Annotated in this window: 16 protein-coding genes; 14 read left to right on the forward strand and 2 right to left on the reverse strand. The window is 56.2% G+C overall.

Annotation, left to right across the window (positions count from 1 at the left end; all coding sequences use genetic code 11):
* Nucleotides 1-9: 9 nt before the first annotated feature.
* The 10 genes from H7B67_RS05585 to H7B67_RS05625 all read left to right on the forward strand — a co-directional run bounded on the left by H7B67_RS05585 (nt 10) and on the right by H7B67_RS05625 (nt 9,736).
* Entirely contained in the window at nt 10-621 is a 612-nt protein-coding gene (locus H7B67_RS05585) for an XkdW family protein (RefSeq protein ID WP_185118809.1), read from the forward strand.
* Nucleotides 618-722 (forward strand): CD1375 family protein, encoded by a 105-nt coding sequence (locus tag H7B67_RS30630; protein WP_209649189.1) that lies wholly within the window; start codon nt 618-620, stop codon nt 720-722. Before H7B67_RS05585 ends, H7B67_RS30630 begins: the two co-directional genes overlap by 4 nt.
* Before the next feature lie 252 nt (nt 723-974).
* Nucleotides 975-1,481 carry a phage holin family protein gene (locus H7B67_RS05590; protein ID WP_185118810.1) on the forward strand — a complete coding sequence of 169 codons (507 nt, stop codon included), beginning with the start codon at nt 975-977 and terminating at the stop codon, nt 1,479-1,481.
* Nucleotides 1,474-2,232 carry a C39 family peptidase gene (locus H7B67_RS05595; RefSeq protein WP_185118811.1) on the forward strand — a complete coding sequence of 253 codons (759 nt, stop codon included), beginning with the start codon at nt 1,474-1,476 and terminating at the stop codon, nt 2,230-2,232. The genes H7B67_RS05590 and H7B67_RS05595 overlap by 8 nt, the downstream gene beginning before the upstream one ends.
* Before the next feature lie 271 nt (nt 2,233-2,503).
* On the forward strand, nt 2,504-2,737 hold the full coding sequence (locus tag H7B67_RS05600; protein WP_185118812.1) for a hypothetical protein: 234 nt from the start codon (nt 2,504-2,506) through the stop codon (nt 2,735-2,737).
* A 152-nt stretch (nt 2,738-2,889) separates the two neighbouring features.
* Complete coding sequence (locus tag H7B67_RS05605; protein WP_185118813.1) at nt 2,890-4,011, forward strand: deoxyribonuclease IV; 1,122 nt, start codon at nt 2,890-2,892, stop codon at nt 4,009-4,011.
* A 30-nt stretch (nt 4,012-4,041) separates the two neighbouring features.
* Nucleotides 4,042-4,938, forward strand: coding sequence for a formyltetrahydrofolate deformylase (gene purU, locus H7B67_RS05610; protein WP_209649190.1), 897 nt, complete (start codon nt 4,042-4,044; stop codon nt 4,936-4,938).
* A 199-nt stretch (nt 4,939-5,137) separates the two neighbouring features.
* Complete coding sequence (tkt, locus tag H7B67_RS05615; protein ID WP_185118814.1) at nt 5,138-7,153, forward strand: transketolase; 2,016 nt, start codon at nt 5,138-5,140, stop codon at nt 7,151-7,153.
* Nucleotides 7,154-7,187: 34 nt separating this feature from the next.
* Nucleotides 7,188-7,502 (forward strand): pyrimidine/purine nucleoside phosphorylase, encoded by a 315-nt coding sequence (ppnP, locus tag H7B67_RS05620; protein ID WP_185118815.1) that lies wholly within the window; start codon nt 7,188-7,190, stop codon nt 7,500-7,502.
* A 581-nt stretch (nt 7,503-8,083) separates the two neighbouring features.
* A complete protein-coding gene (locus tag H7B67_RS05625; protein ID WP_185118816.1) occupies nt 8,084-9,736 on the forward strand; it encodes an FAD-binding dehydrogenase in 1,653 nt (550 codons plus the stop codon).
* A 76-nt stretch (nt 9,737-9,812) separates the two neighbouring features.
* Here H7B67_RS05625 and H7B67_RS05630 read toward each other — a convergent pair whose 3' ends face one another.
* Nucleotides 9,813-10,730 (reverse strand): ArsR/SmtB family transcription factor, encoded by a 918-nt coding sequence (locus H7B67_RS05630; protein ID WP_185118817.1) that lies wholly within the window; start codon nt 10,728-10,730, stop codon nt 9,813-9,815.
* A 453-nt stretch (nt 10,731-11,183) separates the two neighbouring features.
* On the opposite strand from H7B67_RS05630, the gene H7B67_RS05635 reads away from it, so the two are divergent.
* The 4 genes from H7B67_RS05635 (at nt 11,184) to H7B67_RS05650 (ending at nt 16,009) form a co-directional block, all read left to right on the forward strand.
* Complete coding sequence (locus H7B67_RS05635) at nt 11,184-12,494, forward strand: ABC transporter substrate-binding protein (RefSeq protein ID WP_185118818.1); 1,311 nt, start codon at nt 11,184-11,186, stop codon at nt 12,492-12,494.
* 88 nt (nt 12,495-12,582) lie between these two features.
* Entirely contained in the window at nt 12,583-13,500 is a 918-nt protein-coding gene (locus tag H7B67_RS05640; RefSeq protein ID WP_185118819.1) for an ABC transporter permease subunit, read from the forward strand.
* 3 nt (nt 13,501-13,503) lie between these two features.
* A complete protein-coding gene (locus H7B67_RS05645; protein ID WP_185118820.1) occupies nt 13,504-14,349 on the forward strand; it encodes a carbohydrate ABC transporter permease in 846 nt (281 codons plus the stop codon).
* A 304-nt stretch (nt 14,350-14,653) separates the two neighbouring features.
* The gene (locus H7B67_RS05650) at nt 14,654-16,009 is read left to right on the forward strand and encodes an arsenic transporter (RefSeq protein WP_185118821.1); all 1,356 of its coding nucleotides are present in this window, start codon (nt 14,654-14,656) and stop codon (nt 16,007-16,009) included.
* Nucleotides 16,010-16,165: 156 nt separating this feature from the next.
* On the opposite strand, the gene H7B67_RS05655 is transcribed toward H7B67_RS05650, so the two are convergent.
* On the reverse strand, nt 16,166-17,047 hold the full coding sequence (locus tag H7B67_RS05655) for an NAD(P)-dependent oxidoreductase (protein WP_185118822.1): 882 nt from the start codon (nt 17,045-17,047) through the stop codon (nt 16,166-16,168).
* Nucleotides 17,048-17,083 lie beyond the last annotated feature (36 nt).

Below are 17,083 nucleotides of genomic sequence, written 5' to 3' on the forward strand. Positions count from 1 at the left end.
GCTTAAGAGATGAACCTAGCACTAGCAATCATGTATCTTTATCCGCAAGCGAATCCGCTTTACGACTTCATAGCGAAAGACGACGGCCCAATGTTTCACCTAATAGTGGACGAGCATCCTACGAAGCAGGTGCTTCTACCCGATGCCGAGGGGGCAGATCCGGAAGACTGGATCGAGGGCGTTCACTTCGAATATCGGAAGAAAAACCCAAGCGAGATGACCGAGGGCGTAGAGTTTGAATGGCTCCCCAGCGTGCCATATATCGCAACTTGGAACGTGAAAGATGCGAACGGAAACGACGTCCCGCAGCCGACCGAGCAGGAGCTTCAAGCCGCATGGGAAGCCTATCAGGCACTACCGATTCCTAAGACTCCGGAGGAACTGGAGGAAGAACGCCTCCAGACGCTTGAAACGAATACCGACGCGGCGTTACTTGGTGTCGCTGACGCCTACGAGCAGCAACTCTCGGCCAGCGCTACACAGGAGGAGCAGAATATCACGGCTATGCTGGGGCTTACGGAGGTTTACGAACTGGCTATGCTGCAACAAGCAGTCATTGAGCAGTTGCAAGCGAAGATCGCTCAACTGGAAGCCAGCCAAGCAACAGGAGGTGCAGCATGATTCAGGTATATGCAACGCTGATTAGAAAAGGACTTAAAACCATCGAGGATGTTCCGCAAGTCATTCGAGCGGAAGTACAAGCTTTGATAAACAATGTTTAGGGGAGCCGTGATCTGGCTCTTTCTTTATTTCCTGAGAGGGGAAGTCACCGTGGTCAAAATATACACAACTCTGATTGTTAAAGTCTACAAATCTTTCAATCAGGTTCCTGTCAACTTGCGACCGGAAGTAAAAGACGAACTGGAAGCCCTTGGTCTCGGAACATACGGAAAGCCGCTCGCTGCATAATCGCAAACGTTTGGGAATTTGAGGTCGGCCGATGGTCCGGCCTCTTTATTTTCAGGAGGGAAACCATGCAACGCTTTATTAAGTCACTAATGAGCCTCGATACATTAGCCAAGCCAATGAACGGAGTGATCGCAACCATGGGGGCATTCATTTCTCCGATCATCGAATATGTTACATCCAGCGGTAAGTTCTGGGCATATCTTTTTTTCATTGCGATCGTAGCGGCAGACTGGTTAGCAGGAATAACTGCAGCAAAGAAGACTGAATCTTATCGCAGCGAATATGGCCAAACGGGAGTGCTCCGGACGATATTCCTCGCCTTCATCCCCTTTATTGGGATGCTGCTGGACAAAATGGCTTCAACAATCTTTTTTATTGATCAGCCCGGCGTCGCTTTCTACGGACTAACGCTGATGCTTGCCTACCATAGTTGGGAGAGCATGACGGCCAATTGCGCTCGAGCTGGTTGGGATAAATGGATTCCTAAGTCTGTCCTCAATTACGTTGCCTCCGAGATTAAGGCCAAAGCAGAGAGAGCTGCCAATATTAAGGGGGAGGGGAAGAATGGCTAAAGTCTACTACAGCCAAGAAGATCTCCGCTGGAAAAACACGCCATACACGAACCGCAACGACCCGACACAGACTATCGGAACATCCGCATGCGGGCCCACGTGCTTCGCGATGGCAGCGAGTTCGCTTCTAGGCAAATCGATCCTCCCTACGGAGGCGGCCAAGTTTGCGGTAGACAATGATTTTCGAACGGACGATCAAGGGACGAAATGGACCTACTTCGCCGCGGCAGCCAAGAAATACGGTCTTGCGTGCGAACAGACGGGAACGATGGAAACCGTAAAAGCAGCGCTCGCTACAGGAGCCCTAGTCGTGGCCTCGATGCGATCCGGGCATTTCACGGCTGGCGGTCATTACATTCTGCTCGTCGGCATCGGAGGGGGATGGTTCGACGTATACGATCCAAACCAAGATAACCGGAAATACGGCTCGGACGGATTGATCGACCAGGGGGTTAAAGACGACGGGAAGGTTCGGGCGAAAGAGTCGGTTATACGCAACGAGGCTCGGCAATTTTGGATCATCAACAAACCCGTTATCGAGGAGGAAGAGCAGCCTATGATAGCAGCGGAAAAAAATGAATTCGAGGAACTTACGTCCCGGGTGGAGGCCCTGGAGAAGAAGATCGAAGCTCCGGCGTGGTTCCTGAAGGAATTCGGGTCCGGTAATCTTAACGGGCTTATCAGCGAACCGAAGTTTACGTCCGAAGGATGGAGAGTGCTATCGGTCGCATTGCGAGCGATAAAGAAATAAGGAGCCCGAGGACTTCGGTTCTCGGGCTTTTTTGTTTGGTTTTGTCGAACGATTGCCACCAATATATAGAAGGATGATTTAGAGTTTCAAATGGAGGGCCAGCACCAACTTTACGACTTCGAAAGGGCGGGTTAATTTTAGCGACAAAGCACCTCAGACATTGCAAGCCTAGCGTTTTCAATTTGACTTTCTTCGTAGGCTCAAAAGTGTTCTTGTTGTTTAATCGCGATTCTTTACCAAAGGGAGCATACATATGGAGATATTAAATTGGATGGAGCCCTCGATCGATTGCGCGTTCGAAAAGGCTTATTCAGCTGCGGAAGACTCACACTCTGCCATAAACGATGAAATCAATGCCGTATTGGCTGAAATAAAAGAATTGTTCGTTTCCTCCGAATTGAAGTTGATTTATAAATTAGAAGATTTAATCAACGATCGAGTAGCCCTTATCTCGAAAGGGACTTATCGTCAAGGCTTTAAGGATGCCTATCGTATTTTCAAATGAAATCGAGCTCTTCTTAGGTCGCATTCTCTATCCTTACCATACCGACGGGCTTCAATCCTAGATTTATTTCGATGTTCAAGTTACAATTAAATACGGATTTATTCGGCCAAGCCCGGACAAGACTCCGGGAAGCTTATCGAGAGGAGCCAGCCATGCTGAAGATCGGATCGCACGTATCGTTCTCGGACCAAGGACTGCTGACCGCGACGAAGGAAGCTTTGACTTACGGATCCAGTACTTTCATGATTTACACGGGAGCACCGCAGAATACCAGACGCAAACCGATCGAGGATCTATTCATAGACGAAGGCAAACAATTGATGGCCCAGAACGGGATCGGGGAGATCGTCGTCCATGCGCCGTACATCATCAATCTGGGTTCTTATAAGGCGTCGACGTTCGATCTGGCCGTGACCTTCCTGCAGGAAGAGATTCGCCGGACCCACCGGATCGGCGTTCGCAACATCGTGCTCCACCCCGGTGCGTATACCGAGAAGGACCCCGAGTACGGGATCGCCAGAATCGCCGAAGGCCTGAACGAGGTTCTGTCCGGAACGCGGGAGACCGAGGTCAATATCGCGCTCGAGACGATGGCGGGCAAAGGGACCGAGATCGGCCGCAGCTTCGAGGAGATCGCCTCCATTATCGATCAGGTAGAGGATAACCATCGCCTGACCGTCTGCATGGATACCTGTCACATGCACGATGCCGGCTACGACCTCGTGAACGACATCGACGGCGTCCTGAAGCTCTTCGACCAGATCGTCGGACTGGACCGCGTGGCGGTCGTCCACGTGAACGACAGCAAGAACCCGCGAGGAGCGGCGAAGGACCGTCACTCTCCGATCGGCTCCGGCTATATCGGCTTCGAAGGGATTCATAACGTCGTTCATCACGAGGCGCTCCAAGGCCGTCCGTTTATTTTGGAAACCCCATGGATCGGTCAAAAAGAAAGGCCGATGTACGAAGCGGAGATCGCGCTGCTGCGAGGGGACGTGGAGGAGAGATTCGGCGGCGAGTTCCTGGAAGACGTCGAGCGCATTCACTACTTCTTCGAGAAGGAGGTCATCGTTCCCCGGCTGTACGTTCTGGATACATGGGAGCTGCTGAAGAACGATGCCAAAGCGAAGAAAGCCGACCCGCGCGAGCCGATGGACCGTCTCTACGACCTCTTGCTGGCGAATTCCGTCCTGTCCGCCGATTATTCGGAAGAGCAAGTGAACCAGCGTTTGACCGTCGCCCTGGCCGGCAAAGATGTGCTGGCCAAGCTGTAATCTGGTATATCCGAGAGGAAGAAGTCAAGAATGAGTTCGAATAAGCCAATAAACCCGCGCGACTTCGCCGATAAGGCGAACCGCGCTCGCATGCTGATCTCTTGTCCGGATCGCGCGGGAATCGTATCGACGGTATCGCAGTTCCTTTTCGACCAGGGGACCAATATCGTCTCGTCCGACCAGTACACGATGGATCCGGAGGGCGGCATGTTCTTTATGCGGGTCGAATTCGACCTGGAGAACCTGGAGAGCAGGCTCGCTTCGCTGCAAGAGGATTTCACCCGGGTGGCCGACCGGTTCGATATGCGCTGGAGCGTCTACCGGGCGAGCCGCCGCAAGCGCATCGCGGTGTTCGTCTCCAAGGAGGACCATTGCCTGCTGGAGCTGCTATGGCAGTGGCAATCGGGGGATCTCGACGCGGACATCACGATGGTGATCAGCAACCATGAGGACAGCCGCGCTTTTGTCGAATCGATCGGACTTCCCTTCCACTATATTCCGGTGACGCCGGATACGAAGGCCGAGGCGGAACGCAAGCAGCTGGAGCTGACCGAAGGCAAGGTCGATCTGATCGTGCTGGCCCGCTACATGCAGATCGTGACTCCGAAGTTCATCGAGCGCTTCCCCAACCGGATCATCAACATTCACCACTCCTTCCTGCCCGCGTTCGTCGGGGCTAAGCCGTACAATCGCGCTTACGATCGGGGCGTGAAGCTGATCGGCGCGACCGCCCATTACGTGACGGAGGAGCTGGACGCCGGTCCGATCATCGAACAGGACGTTCAAAGGGTCAGCCATCGGGACAACGTGAACGAGCTGAAGCGCATCGGGCGACACATCGAAAGAATCGTTCTGGCGCGGGCCGTTCGTTGGCATGTCGAGGACCGATTGGTCGTTTTCCGCAATAAGACCGTCGTGTTCGAATAGTTCCATGATCTCCCACTTGTCCGTACAAGTAATGGAAAAGTCGGGGGCGTCGTGGTACAATAGGCAGGATCAAAACAGGAACGATATAAGGCATCTCCGATGAGCACCAGAGTCGGCGAGATGTTTTATCATAAGCTCTGCACACAAAGAGAAAAAACAGCTAAACCCGCGTTGCAAAAGATGGAGGAGGACAAGATTCATGACTGCAAGCTCGAAAACGATTGAACAATTAGCCGTAACGACCATCCGTACCCTCTCGATCGACGCCATCGAGAAGGCGAAGTCCGGTCACCCGGGCATGCCGATGGGCGCGGCTCCGATGGGGTACCAGCTATTCGCCAAGACGATGACGCACAACCCTTCGAATCCGGAATGGATCAACCGCGACCGGTTCGTGCTGTCCGCCGGACACGGCTCGATGCTGCTCTACTCGCTGCTTCACCTGAGCGGATACGATCTGCCTCTTGAAGAGATCAAGAACTTCCGCCAATGGGGCTCCCTGACTCCGGGGCATCCGGAGTTCGGCCACACGGCCGGCGTCGACGCGACGACGGGACCGCTCGGACAAGGCTTCGGCATGGCGGTCGGCATGGCGATGGCGGAAGCGCACCTGGGCGCGACCTACAACCGCGAAGGCTACGACCTGATCAACCACTTCACGTACGGAATCTGCGGAGACGGCGACCTGTCCGAAGGCATCTCGAACGAAGCGGCTTCGATGGCAGGTCACCTGAAGCTCGGCAAGCTGATCATGCTGTACGATTCGAACGATATCTCCCTCGACGGCGAATTGAACTTGTCCTTCTCCGAGAACGTGGCTAAGCGCTTCGAAGGGTATAACTGGCAAGTCATTCGCGTCGAAGACGGCAATGACCTGAACGCGCTGGCTAAGGCGATCGCGGAAGCGCAAGCCGAGAAGAACAAGCCGACCCTGATCGAAGTGAAGACGGTCATCGGCTACGGTTCCCCGAACAAGGGCGGCAAGGGCGGCCACGCCGGTCCTCACGGTTCCCCGCTGGGCGCCGAAGAAGCGAAGCTGACGAAGAGCTTCTACGAGTGGGAAGGCGAAGACTTCCACGTGCCGGAAGAAGTTCGCGCTCACTTCGCGGAAGTGAAGAAGCAAGGCGAAGAAGCTAACGCGGCTTGGGATGCGCTGTTCGCGAAGTACCAAGCGGCTTATCCGGACCTGGCCGCTCAATTCAACAACGCGGTCGGCCGTTTCCTTCCGGCCGGCTGGGACGCGGACCTTCCATCTTATTCGACGGAAGACAAGCCGCTGTCCACTCGCGTCGCTTCCGGCAACGCGCTGAACGGCCTGGCGAAGAACGTTCCTCATCTGTTGGGCGGCTCCGCCGACCTGGAGAGCTCCACGATGACCCACCTGAAGGGTCTGCCGCAATTCAAGGCCGGCCAGTACGAAGGCCGCAACGTTTATTACGGCATCCGCGAGTTCGCGATGGCTGCCGCCATGAACGGCGCTTCCCTCCACGGCGGCGTTAAAATCTTCGGCGGCACGTTCTTCGTGTTCACAGACTACCTGCGTCCGGCCGTTCGCCTGGCCGCTCTGATGAAGCAACCGGTCGTTTACGTTCTGACTCACGACTCGATCGCCGTCGGCGAAGACGGTCCTACGCACGAGCCGATCGAACAGCTCGCTTCGATCCGCGTCATTCCGGGCCTGACGGTGATCCGTCCGGCGGACGCGAACGAGACCTCCGCGGCATGGGCTTACGCGGTCGAGAACAACGACAATCCGGTCGCCCTCGTGCTGACTCGCCAGAACCTGCCGGTTCTGCCGGGCACGCAAGAGAACGCACGCGAAGCGATCAAGAAGGGCGGCTACGTGATCTCCGAAGCCGCGAACGGAGCGCCGCAAGGCATCCTGATCGCGACCGGCTCCGAGGTTCAACTGGCTGTCGCATCGCAGAAGGCGCTGGCCGAGCAAGGCATTCACGTTCGCGTTGTCAGCCTGCCGAGCTGGGATTTGTTCGACAAGCAATCCAAGGAGTACAAGGACAGCGTCATTCCGAAGTCGATCAAGGCTCGCCTCGCGATCGAGATGGCTCATCCGTTCGGCTGGGATCGCTTCGTAGGCGACGAAGGCGCGATTCTCGGCATCGATACGTTCGGAGCTTCCGCTCCAGGCGACCGCGTCATCAAGGAATACGGCTTTACCGTCGAGAACGTCGTCGAGCAATTCAAGAAGTTGATCTAAGCTGCTTTTTTAGACCTGGGGAGGAAATCCGCGTATGTCGCAACAATTCGATCAAGTATCCGTCGTTAAGCAAGCCAACATTTACTTCGATGGCAAGGTAACCAGCCGCACGGTTCTGTTCGCGGACGGCACCCGCAAAACTCTCGGCATCATGCTGCCGGGCGAATACGAATTCGGCACCGGCCAAGCCGAGCTGATGGAGATCCTTGCCGGCAAGCTGACGGTTCAACTGCCGGGCAGCGAAGAGTGGATCTCGATCTCCGGAACGGGCGAGTTCACGGTCCCGGCCGACTCCAAGTTCAAGCTGAAGATCGAGCAAACGACCGACTACGTCTGTTCCTATCTGTAATCGAGAAGCGTAACGGTAGCTCGTAAGCGACAAAAGCTGCTTCGTAAGGTCTTAGGACCTTGCGGGGCAGTTTTTTTGCTTTCTGACAGCTTCGGAGAAGTAAGGCAGGTGGGCTGGGAGGCCGAGGGATTTATTGAACAATGTGCAATAACGGCGTCTGAGGGTGCGGGGACCGGCTGGCGTTGAAAAAAGTCAATAACGGGTAGCGAATCCAGGGGAAGAACCGGATACACGGAAAACATGCACAACGGAAGCTTCGTTAGTCGGATGCGAATGGATAAGTAGAGAATAGTCGTGCAACTAAGTAGCAAAAGGAGCAGGCTAATCGACTAACGGGAGCGCCAAGGCACATCCGAGCAAGCAGATAGTCGAAATATTCGACTAACGGGAGCGTCGAAGCCCATGCGAGCAAGGGGTTAGTCTAAAGAATCGACTAACGACGCCGAATAGAAGGATTATCGAGCAGGACGTGTAATATCTATTTAAAAGAAAGAAAGAAAGCGCTTCAATTAACGGAATTCGACGTGCCGCCTTGATCGAATGGATAGCCGTCAATCATTCCTAAGCGGAGGGGTCAACGGATGAAGAGCGATGTCATCGTAATAGGAGCCGGCCTGGCGGGGCTGGCCGCGGCGGCGGAGGTTGCGGATGGGGGGCGCAAGGTGCTTCTCGTCGATCAGGAACCGGAGGCTTCGTTCGGAGGGCAGGCGTGGTGGTCGTTCGGGGGCTTGTTTCTGGTCGATTCGCCCGAACAGCGGCGGATGGGGATCAAGGATTCGCGCGAGCTGGCGTGGCAGGATTGGCTTGGATCGGCCGGCTTCGACAGGGAGGAGGACAGTTGGGGGAGCAGATGGGCGGAAGCCTATGTCGACTTCGCGGCGGGAGAGAAACGAGCCTGGTTAAGAAGCATGGGCATCCGCTTCTTCCCGGTCGTCGGGTGGGCGGAGCGAGGCGGCTACTTGGCCGACGGGCACGGCAACTCCGTGCCGCGCTTCCACATCGTGTGGGGGACGGGGCCGGCCCTTGTCTCGGCGTTCGAGCAGCGAGTCAAGCGGCACATGCAGAACGGCTTGCTGACCTATCTTCCCCGCCATCGGGTCGACCGGCTGCTTACGGAGAACGGCGCCGTCACGGGTATATCCGGAACCGTGCTGGCTCCTAGCAATGCGAAGAGAGGGGAAGCCAGCACGAGGGACGCCGTCGGCGCCTTCGAATATCGGGGGCAAGCGGTTCTCGTCGCGAGCGGCGGCATCGGAGGCAATCCGGAGCTGATCCGCCGGAATTGGCCGTCCCGCCTCGGGGAGCCGCCGAAGCATATGCTGTCCGGCGTTCCGGCGCACGTCGACGGCCGAATGCTCGGCATCGCCGAGGAGGCGGGCGGGCGAATCGTAAACCGCGACCGGATGTGGCATTACACCGAAGGGCTCAAGAACTGGGATCCCGTCTGGAGCAACCACGGCATCCGCATCCTGCCGGGACCTTCCTCCGTCTGGCTGGATGCGAAGGGGCGCCGTTTTCCCGCGCCGGTGTTCCCCGGCTTCGACACGCTCGGCACGCTGGAAGCCATCCGGAAGACCGGCTACGACTATTCCTGGTTCATTCTGACGCAGAAGATCATCAAGAAAGAATTCGCGCTCTCCGGCTCCGAGCAGAATCCGGATCTTACGGGCAAGAGCATCAGGAAGGTGCTAAGCCGCGTGTTGCCGGGAGCGCCGGAACCGGTTCAGGCGTTCATGGATCATGGGGAGGACTTCGTCATCTCGGATAACCTGCCCGATCTGGTCGAGGGGATGAATCGGCTAACGGGCGACCCGCTCCTCCGATTGGAGGACATCGAGAGGCAGCTGAAGGCGCGGGATCGGGAGATCGCCAACAAGTTCTCGAAGGATCTCCAGATAACGGCCCTCAGAGGAGCGAGACGCTATCTCGGAGATAAGCTCATACGCGCGGCTCCCCCGCACGTGATTCTCGACCCGAAGAACGGTCCCTTGATCGCCGTGAGGCTCCAGCTCGTCAGCCGCAAAACGCTGGGAGGCCTGCAGACGGACCTTTCCTGCCGAGTCTTAAACGAGGAAGGTGCTCCCGTTCCGGGGCTCTACGCGGCAGGGGAAGCGTCCGGCTTCGGGGGAGGCGGACTGCACGGCTATCGGGCGCTGGAAGGCACGTTCCTCGGAGGCTGTCTTTACACCGGACGAACGGCGGGAAGAGCTATCGTCGAAGAGCTTCGCCAATAGGCAAATAGCCAGCCGGACCGGAGCCGTTCCGATTCGATTGGCTAGCATTTTCACCTGGCTGGCCTCTCTGTCGCCATTAACTCTCCTGAACCTGATAAAGCACCCGCACGAGGAGGTCCTGGCTATAGTTGCCGAAATGGCGGCCGAAGATGGTCAGGCCTCTTTTGTTGACGCTTCGTTCGCCCACTTCGATCCGGAACGTAATCTCGCTCTGGTAGTTCAGTCGGATATCGTCCAGAGTGACGTCGGAGATCCGGCAGCCGTCGATGAAGCTTCCCCCTCGGGTGACGCGAATAAGCTTGAGCACGCCGTATTGGTTGAGGTGCGGCGGCCACCAGTCGGGATTGAACGTTCCCCGGATGTCGCCGAAGTCGCCGGGACTGGTCCAGGAGCCGATCTCGATGTCGTTGACGTAGAAGAAAATATCGGAAGGATAGCTGTTGTTGAACCCGGGGGCCTCGGAGCTCAGCTCCATGGAGAATTGAATCTCTTCGAAGCTCTGGTTGGCCTTCAGGTAGTTCGGAATCTTGTATTCGAGAAATCCTTCGGACAGCCAGATAATCTCGGAATCGATGCGCATCGGGTCGGCAAAAAAACGCGGGTCGTCGAAGTCGCCGATAATGCTGTCCTTCGTCGCGAGCCCGCAGGTGGGGGAGGCGGAGTAGTTGCTGTAGTGGCCGACTTTGATCTCGACCTCGTACCGGTTGGAGATCTCCTTGTTGCGAAGGTCGATCACCAGCTTCTCCTCGTTCAGGTAGCAGATCTTCTGGATGCCGTGCTTGCCGACCGCCGTATTGATGTCGATCAGCCCGCTCTCTTCCAGCTTCTTGACGTGCATGGTGATCACGCTGTTGCTGAGGTTCAGCTTGGTCGCGATATCGTTCAGATTGAGGCTTTGATTGTTCGCCAGGAGCTCCAGGATCTGAATCCGGATCTCGGAGCTGAGCGCCTTGTAAATATTGATCCCTGCTTTCAGATCCTTAATGTAGATCATGGCGACGTCCTTTCCGTTGACGTTTATTTCGCTTAATTATAAATGAAACCGCTTCAATTGGAAACATGAAGAGAAATTTTTCAAGCCGAAAATCAAAAAAATCTCGTTTAATTCTAAATAATGCGAAATGATTAGATAATTTTAAAAATGTCCCTTGATTATTGCTGTAAGCGCTTATATAATAGCGCTATCAAATGTTCCAGCTGCTCACCTAGATGCTCATCCAACGGCTTCCCCACAGAATTCCTCGGCATTTGCTTCATACAGCCTAGAAACAAAAGAATCAACTCCGCAACGAATCGCAGCCTCAAGAGACGGTTAATCATCACGAACTTCCAGAAGCTTTTATTTCGCAATAGTGTGAAGTAAACGGCAATATCGGAGCTCGGCTTTTGCCCGCAACAGGGTTAAAGTATAGATTTTCATCTCTTAAAGAGGGGGCATTCCGCCTTTATGAAACCGCTTAAGTCGCTTAAGTATGTCTTCGCCGTTTTTCTTGCCGCTTCCATGGTTCTGGCCGGATGCAGCAACGACAAGAACGAGGGAACCGAATCGTCCGGAGGCTCCAAGGGAGGAACGACGAAGCTCGTCTTCTGGACCTTCAACGAGCTGCATCAGAAGTTCTTCGAGAAGATGGCGGACAACTGGAACAAAGCGCACGCCGATCAGCAGATCCAACTGGAAGCAACGACGTTCCCTTACGAGGATACGCACAGCAAGCTGCTCGTCGCCCTGCAGTCGGGCACGGGAGCTCCGGACCTCGCGGATATCGAGATCAGCAAAATCGGCAACTTCCTGAAGGGAGAGCCGCAGCTCGTTCCGCTGAACGATATCGTGGAGCCGGAGATCGGCAACCTGGTCAAATCCCGCCTCGACAATTACGCGAAGGACGGCAAGTACTACGGCATCGACTATCACGTCGGCGCGGAAGTGATCTATTACAACAAGGAGATTCTGGACCAAGCGGGCGTCAACCCGGACGACATCCGGACGTGGGACGATTTCGAGAAGGCCGGCAAGCAGGTGCTCGAGAAAACCGGCAAGCCGATGACGACGCTGGAGACGACGGACCAATGGTCGTATTGGCCGCTGGTGGCTCAGCACGGATCGGACTTCCTGGACAAAGACGGCAACGTGACGATGAACGACGCGGTCAACGTGGAGGTTCTGACTTATCTGCAGAATCTCGTGAAGGAGAAGGTGGCGGTCGTCGCTCCGGGCGGCGGTCACCACGCCGAAGAATATTACGGCTTCATGAACCAAGGAGGCGCGGCGGCGGTCTGGATGCCGATGTGGTACATGGGCCGCTTCACCGACTATATGCCCGACCTGAAGGGCAAGATCATCATTCGGCCGACGCCGGTGTTCAAGGAAGGCGACATGCGCTCCTCCGGGATGGGCGGCACGGGTACCGTCATTACGAACCAATCCAAGAACCAGGAGCTCGCCAAGAAGTTCCTCGAATACGCGAAGATCTCCAAGGAGGGCAACATCGAGATCTGGAGAGACCTCGGCTTCGATCCGATCCGGACGGACGTGTGGGGAGACGCGGCGATGAAGGAATCGAACAAGTTCACCGACTACTTCGGAACGCAGATCTTCGAAGACCTGCTTAAGCTGAAGGACGAGATCGCGCCGGTCAACATCAAGGAGAGGACGCCGGCCGCTTCCGACGTCGTGAAGACGAAGGTCGTGTTCTCCATCTTCAACGACCTGAAGGACGTCAAGACGGTACTGGACGATGCAGTGAAGAGCATTCCATAACGAATCGGTCCGCTGCCTGCTCTGCCGCCCCTAATGATGGGCAGAGCAGGCGACGACTGTTTTCCGGACGGGCAAAGGAGGCTTTGAGGTGAAAGAAGGACCGAAGCAAGCCGGAGCGGCGAAGCAGCTGTTTTATTCGCAACGGGTCGCCCCCTATGTGTTCGTGCTGCCGTTTATCCTATCCTTCCTGATTTTCTTCGCGTACCCGGTCGTCAGCACGATCCTGATGAGCTTCCAGGAGGTTCTCCCGGGACAAACCCGCTTTATCGGATTCGACAATTACGAGAGGCTGTGGAACGATTCCTTCTTCACGGCCTTGAAGAACAATACGAGGTATACGATCTGGACGCTGCTCATCCTGATCCCGCTGCCGCTCGTCCTGGCCGTGTTCCTTAACTCCAAGGCGATGCGGTGGAGCGGATTTTTCCGGTCGGCGCTGTTCATCCCTACCCTTACCTCGGTCGTCGTCGCCGGCACGATCTTCCGGCTCATCTTCGGTCAGACGGACCTCGCGGTCATGAACATGCTGCGCCATGCGTTCGGCTTCGAGACGATCAATTGGCTGGCCGATTCGACCACGGGGATGTTCGTGCTGGTGGTGCTCGCGACTTGGCGTTACGCGGGGATCAACCTGATCTATTTTCTCTCCGGCCTTCAGACCATTCCCCAGGATCTGTACGAGTCCGCCGAGATCGACGGAGCGAACCGGTGGAACCGGTTCTGGCGGATCACGGTCCCGCTGCTGAAGCCGGTGACGATCTACGTCATCACGATCAGCATCTACGGCGGGTACGCGATGTTCACGGAGAGCTATATGCTGTGGAGCGGCAACCATTCGCCGAACGACATCGGCCTGACGATGCTGGGCTACATCTATCGTTCGGGAATCGAGAAGAACGAGCTCGGCTTCGGTTCCTCGATCGGGCTCACTCTGCTTGCGATCATGCTGGTCATCAATATTATCCAGCTCAAGTTCTTCGGCCTGTTCAAGAAGGAGGAGGATTAACGGATGGCGGTCAAACCTTCCTCGCCCTGGGAGCGGCTGCTGCTGTTCCTCTTGTTCTTGGTGCTCGCGGCCTTGGCCCTGTTCCCGTTCTACTGTCTGGTGCTGGGTTCCCTTAAGCCGTCGAAGGAGCTGCTGCGGCTCGGCCTCAACGTCCGTCTCCAGCCGGAATTGCTCTCGTTCGACAATTACCAGTTCCTCTTCTCGGAATCGGCGCGGAAGTACCTGCTCTGGTACCGCAACAGCGTCGTCGTCACGGTCGTCTATACGGCGGGCTGCCTGCTGCTCTCCTCCATGGTAGGCTACGGGCTGGCCGTCTACCGCTTCTTCGGGCGCAACCTGATTTTCGTAGCGGTTCTGTTCGTCATGATGGTGCCCGTCGAGATCATCATGCTGCCTCTCTACAAGCTGATGATCAATCTGCGTATGATCGATACGTTCCGCGGCATCATTCTTCCGTTTATCGTGGCTCCGCTGCCGATCTTCTTTTTCCGCCAATACGCCTCCGGTCTTCCGAAGGACTTCCTCGACGCGGGACGGATCGACGGCTGCTCCGAATACGGCATCTTCTTCCGGATCATGCTGCCGCTCATGGCGCCGGCATTCGGGGCGATGGCGATCCTGCAGGCGCTGGCCAGCTGGAACAGCTTCGTCTGGCCGATGATCGTGCTGAAGACGAACGAGATGCTGACGCTTCCGATCGGGCTTGCCAGCCTGCTCACCCCGTACGGCAACAACTACGACATCCTGATCGCGGGCTCGGTTCTGGCGATCGTTCCGATTCTGATCATCTTCGTGTTCTTCCAGCGCTACTTCGTCTCCGGTCTAACGGTCGGCGGTGTGAAGGGATAGTTCGTTCTCGCATATGCGCAAATAAGGCTCCGGCCAGGTTCGAATCGAATCTGACTCCGGGGCTTTTTTGCTGCGTATTTGTTTGCTGGAAGCGGGCAGCTGCCGCCGGGAAGCATCTATCATCCCTAGCAAAGTATAAAGGAGAGCGAATCGTTGGTATTGCGGGGAAGGAGGACAAAACGGATCGCAGGCTCTCTATCGGCAACATACATTGCTAGTGTAAGGACAAGACATATCGAGAGGAGGGATGATTATTCGTTTTTTACTAGATTGATAAACGGAGGGTGAAAAGAGGTAGAACACTATGTTGGACGCATCTGCTTGGCTAACGATCGCCGCCTTCCTGGGAACGCTCGGCTTCCTCTTCTGGCGTCCCCAATCGAACGAAGCCATTCCGGCTTCGATAGGCGCGGCCATCGTGCTGATCAGCGGAACCGTATCGTTCTCCGAGCTCGGCATCATTACGGAGACGATAGGCGGCGCGGCCATTACGATCATGGCGACCATCGTGATGGCGATCGTGCTGGAGAGCTTCGGCTTCTTCCAATGGGCCGCCGAGAAAGTGGTGGAAGCTTCCAAAGGCTCGGGCATTCGATTATTTTGGCTGACGAATCTGCTCTGCTTCCTGATGACGCTGTTCGTCAACAACGACGGAAGCATCCTGATTACGACGCCGATCCTGCTTATGCTCTTGAGAAGGCTGAATCTAAGGAATCGGCAGAAGATTCCGTACCTCCTGTCGGGAGCTTTGATCGCCACGGCGTCGAGCGCCCCGATCGGCGTTAGCAATATCGTCAATCTTATCGCGCTGAAAATCGTTCATATGGACCTTTATATGCACACGGCGATGATGTTCGTACCGGCCACGTTGGGACTTCTGCTGTTATCGTTCCTGCTGTTCGCCGTATTCTATCGGGAACTGCCGCGCAAGATTCCGATCGTCTCCATGTACCCGGCCAAAGCCCGCTCCCCGGCCAGACGAGACCATCCGCTCATGGAGCTGGAGCCTCCTCTGCCGGCAAAGAAGAGCAAGGGCTTTATTCGCAATATTCTGCTGTTCGTCTTCATGGTGCGGATCAGCTTGTTCGTCGCTTCGTATTTCCATTTTCCCGTGCCGCTTGCGGCCGTGATCGGCTCGATCTGCTTGCTCGCCTGGCGATGGCATTATCTGCGCATCTCGCCCAAGGATATGGTTCGCAAGACGCCCTGGTATATTCTGATCTTCGCGTTCTCGATGTACGTGATCATCTACGGCCTCCGGAACATCGGGCTAACGGACCAGCTCATTCATTATTTGAAACCGATCGCCTCCGGCGGGCTGCTCGACGCAAGCGTTGCGATGGGCTTCCTGATCAGCCTGCTGTCGAACGTCTTCAACAACCACCCGGCCTTGATGATCGGAACCCTGACTTTGACGAACATGGGATTGGATCCCTTGACGATTAAGATAGCCTACCTGGCCAGCGTCATCGGCAGCGACATCGGCTCGCTCCTGCTGCCGATTGGGACTTTGGCGACGCTGATGTGGATGCATATCGTTAGGAAGGACAAGGTGAAGATCGGCTGGGGCGATTACGTGAAGGTAACGATCGTCGTCATTCCGATTACGGTGCTGTTTACGCTCGTGATCCTTGCGGCTTGGGTATCGTGGATTTTCTAGAGAAATAGATCGCATAAAAAAAAAGACCTTCAAAAAAGAAGGTCCAAGACAAGAGGAATTTAGGTTATACATCAAAAAGGTATGCGGCGGGGGACGCAAAGGCTTGTGCGGCTGTCCCCCGCCATTTATTTAACCGCGTATGTCCCGGGGCTTCCGTTAAATCTTCTTCCCGATCCACTCTTCGTAAACCTTCGCCAAGGCGGCCAGATCCTCTTCGCCGTAGCCCTTCGCTTGGCCGGCTTGGAACAGGCTCTTGGCGACCTCGAGCATCGGGGTCGGCACGCTCATTCCGTCGGACAGGACGGAGCCTAGCTTCAGGTCCTTCAGCATCAAGGCGAGAGAGAATTGAACGGAGTAGTCGCCTCCGATCACCTTGACGCCCTTCAAGTCCGCCTGCTTGCTCGCGGCGCCACCGCCCTGCACGACGCGCAGGAACGATTCCATGTTCAGCCCGCCCTTGGCGGCGATCGCCATGCCCTCGATCAGGCCGGCGGCGTTGATGCCGACGATCGCGTTGTGGCACAGCTTAGCGGTCGCGCCGCTTCCGCTGGCTCCCATATAGACGATCTCCCTGCCCATGGCAAGGAAGACGTCGCGGTTCGCTTCGACGACGGCTTGATCGCCGCCGACCATGAACAGCAGCGTGCCGGCGATCGCGCCGTCCTTGCTGCCCGTAACGGGCGCGTCGAGGAAGGAAGCGCCCTTCTCGGCCACGCTGGCCGCAAGGCGGCGAGCCAGATCGCCGGAGATCGTGCTGCTGTCGATGACGGTCGCTCCCGGCTTCAAGCCGGAGAGGATTCCTTCTTCGCCGTAGAACACTTCCTCCACGGCGCTGTCGTTGCTGATGATCGTCACGACCACGTCCGAGCTCTCCGCGACCTTGCGGGGGGAAGCGGCTTCCTTGGCTCCGAGCCCGATCAGCTCGGCGGCTTTGCCGGGGGTGCGGTTATAGACGGTGACGGCGTAGTTCTTGCGGAGCAAATTGGCGGCCATGGGCGCGCCCATCGTTCCGAGTCCGATGAAACCGATGGTAGGCATGCGGGGTTCTCTCCTTAGTCGTTATCCAGATTGCTT

This window comes from Cohnella thailandensis (genome assembly GCF_014212135.1).
Taxonomy (GTDB): domain Bacteria; phylum Bacillota; class Bacilli; order Paenibacillales; family Paenibacillaceae; genus Cohnella; species Cohnella thailandensis.

Excerpts from the sequence above, each read along its gene's own strand:
- H7B67_RS05585 (WP_185118809.1), top strand. The coding sequence starts at position 10 with ATGAACCTAGCACTAGCAATCATGTATCTTTATCCGCAAGCGAATCCG.
- H7B67_RS30630 (WP_209649189.1), top strand. The coding sequence starts at position 618 with ATGATTCAGGTATATGCAACGCTGATTAGAAAAGGACTTAAAACCATC.
- H7B67_RS05590 (WP_185118810.1), top strand. The coding sequence starts at position 975 with ATGCAACGCTTTATTAAGTCACTAATGAGCCTCGATACATTAGCCAAG.
- H7B67_RS05595 (WP_185118811.1), top strand. The coding sequence starts at position 1,474 with ATGGCTAAAGTCTACTACAGCCAAGAAGATCTCCGCTGGAAAAACACG.
- H7B67_RS05600 (WP_185118812.1), top strand. The coding sequence starts at position 2,504 with ATGGAGCCCTCGATCGATTGCGCGTTCGAAAAGGCTTATTCAGCTGCG.
- H7B67_RS05605 (WP_185118813.1), top strand. The coding sequence starts at position 2,890 with ATGCTGAAGATCGGATCGCACGTATCGTTCTCGGACCAAGGACTGCTG.
- purU (WP_209649190.1), top strand. The coding sequence starts at position 4,042 with ATGAGTTCGAATAAGCCAATAAACCCGCGCGACTTCGCCGATAAGGCG.
- tkt (WP_185118814.1), top strand. The coding sequence starts at position 5,138 with ATGACTGCAAGCTCGAAAACGATTGAACAATTAGCCGTAACGACCATC.
- ppnP (WP_185118815.1), top strand. The coding sequence starts at position 7,188 with ATGTCGCAACAATTCGATCAAGTATCCGTCGTTAAGCAAGCCAACATT.
- H7B67_RS05625 (WP_185118816.1), top strand. The coding sequence starts at position 8,084 with ATGAAGAGCGATGTCATCGTAATAGGAGCCGGCCTGGCGGGGCTGGCC.
- H7B67_RS05630 (WP_185118817.1), bottom strand. The coding sequence starts at position 10,730 with ATGATCTACATTAAGGATCTGAAAGCAGGGATCAATATTTACAAGGCG.
- H7B67_RS05635 (WP_185118818.1), top strand. The coding sequence starts at position 11,184 with ATGAAACCGCTTAAGTCGCTTAAGTATGTCTTCGCCGTTTTTCTTGCC.
- H7B67_RS05645 (WP_185118820.1), top strand. The coding sequence starts at position 13,504 with ATGGCGGTCAAACCTTCCTCGCCCTGGGAGCGGCTGCTGCTGTTCCTC.
- H7B67_RS05650 (WP_185118821.1), top strand. The coding sequence starts at position 14,654 with ATGTTGGACGCATCTGCTTGGCTAACGATCGCCGCCTTCCTGGGAACG.
- H7B67_RS05655 (WP_185118822.1), bottom strand. The coding sequence starts at position 17,047 with ATGCCTACCATCGGTTTCATCGGACTCGGAACGATGGGCGCGCCCATG.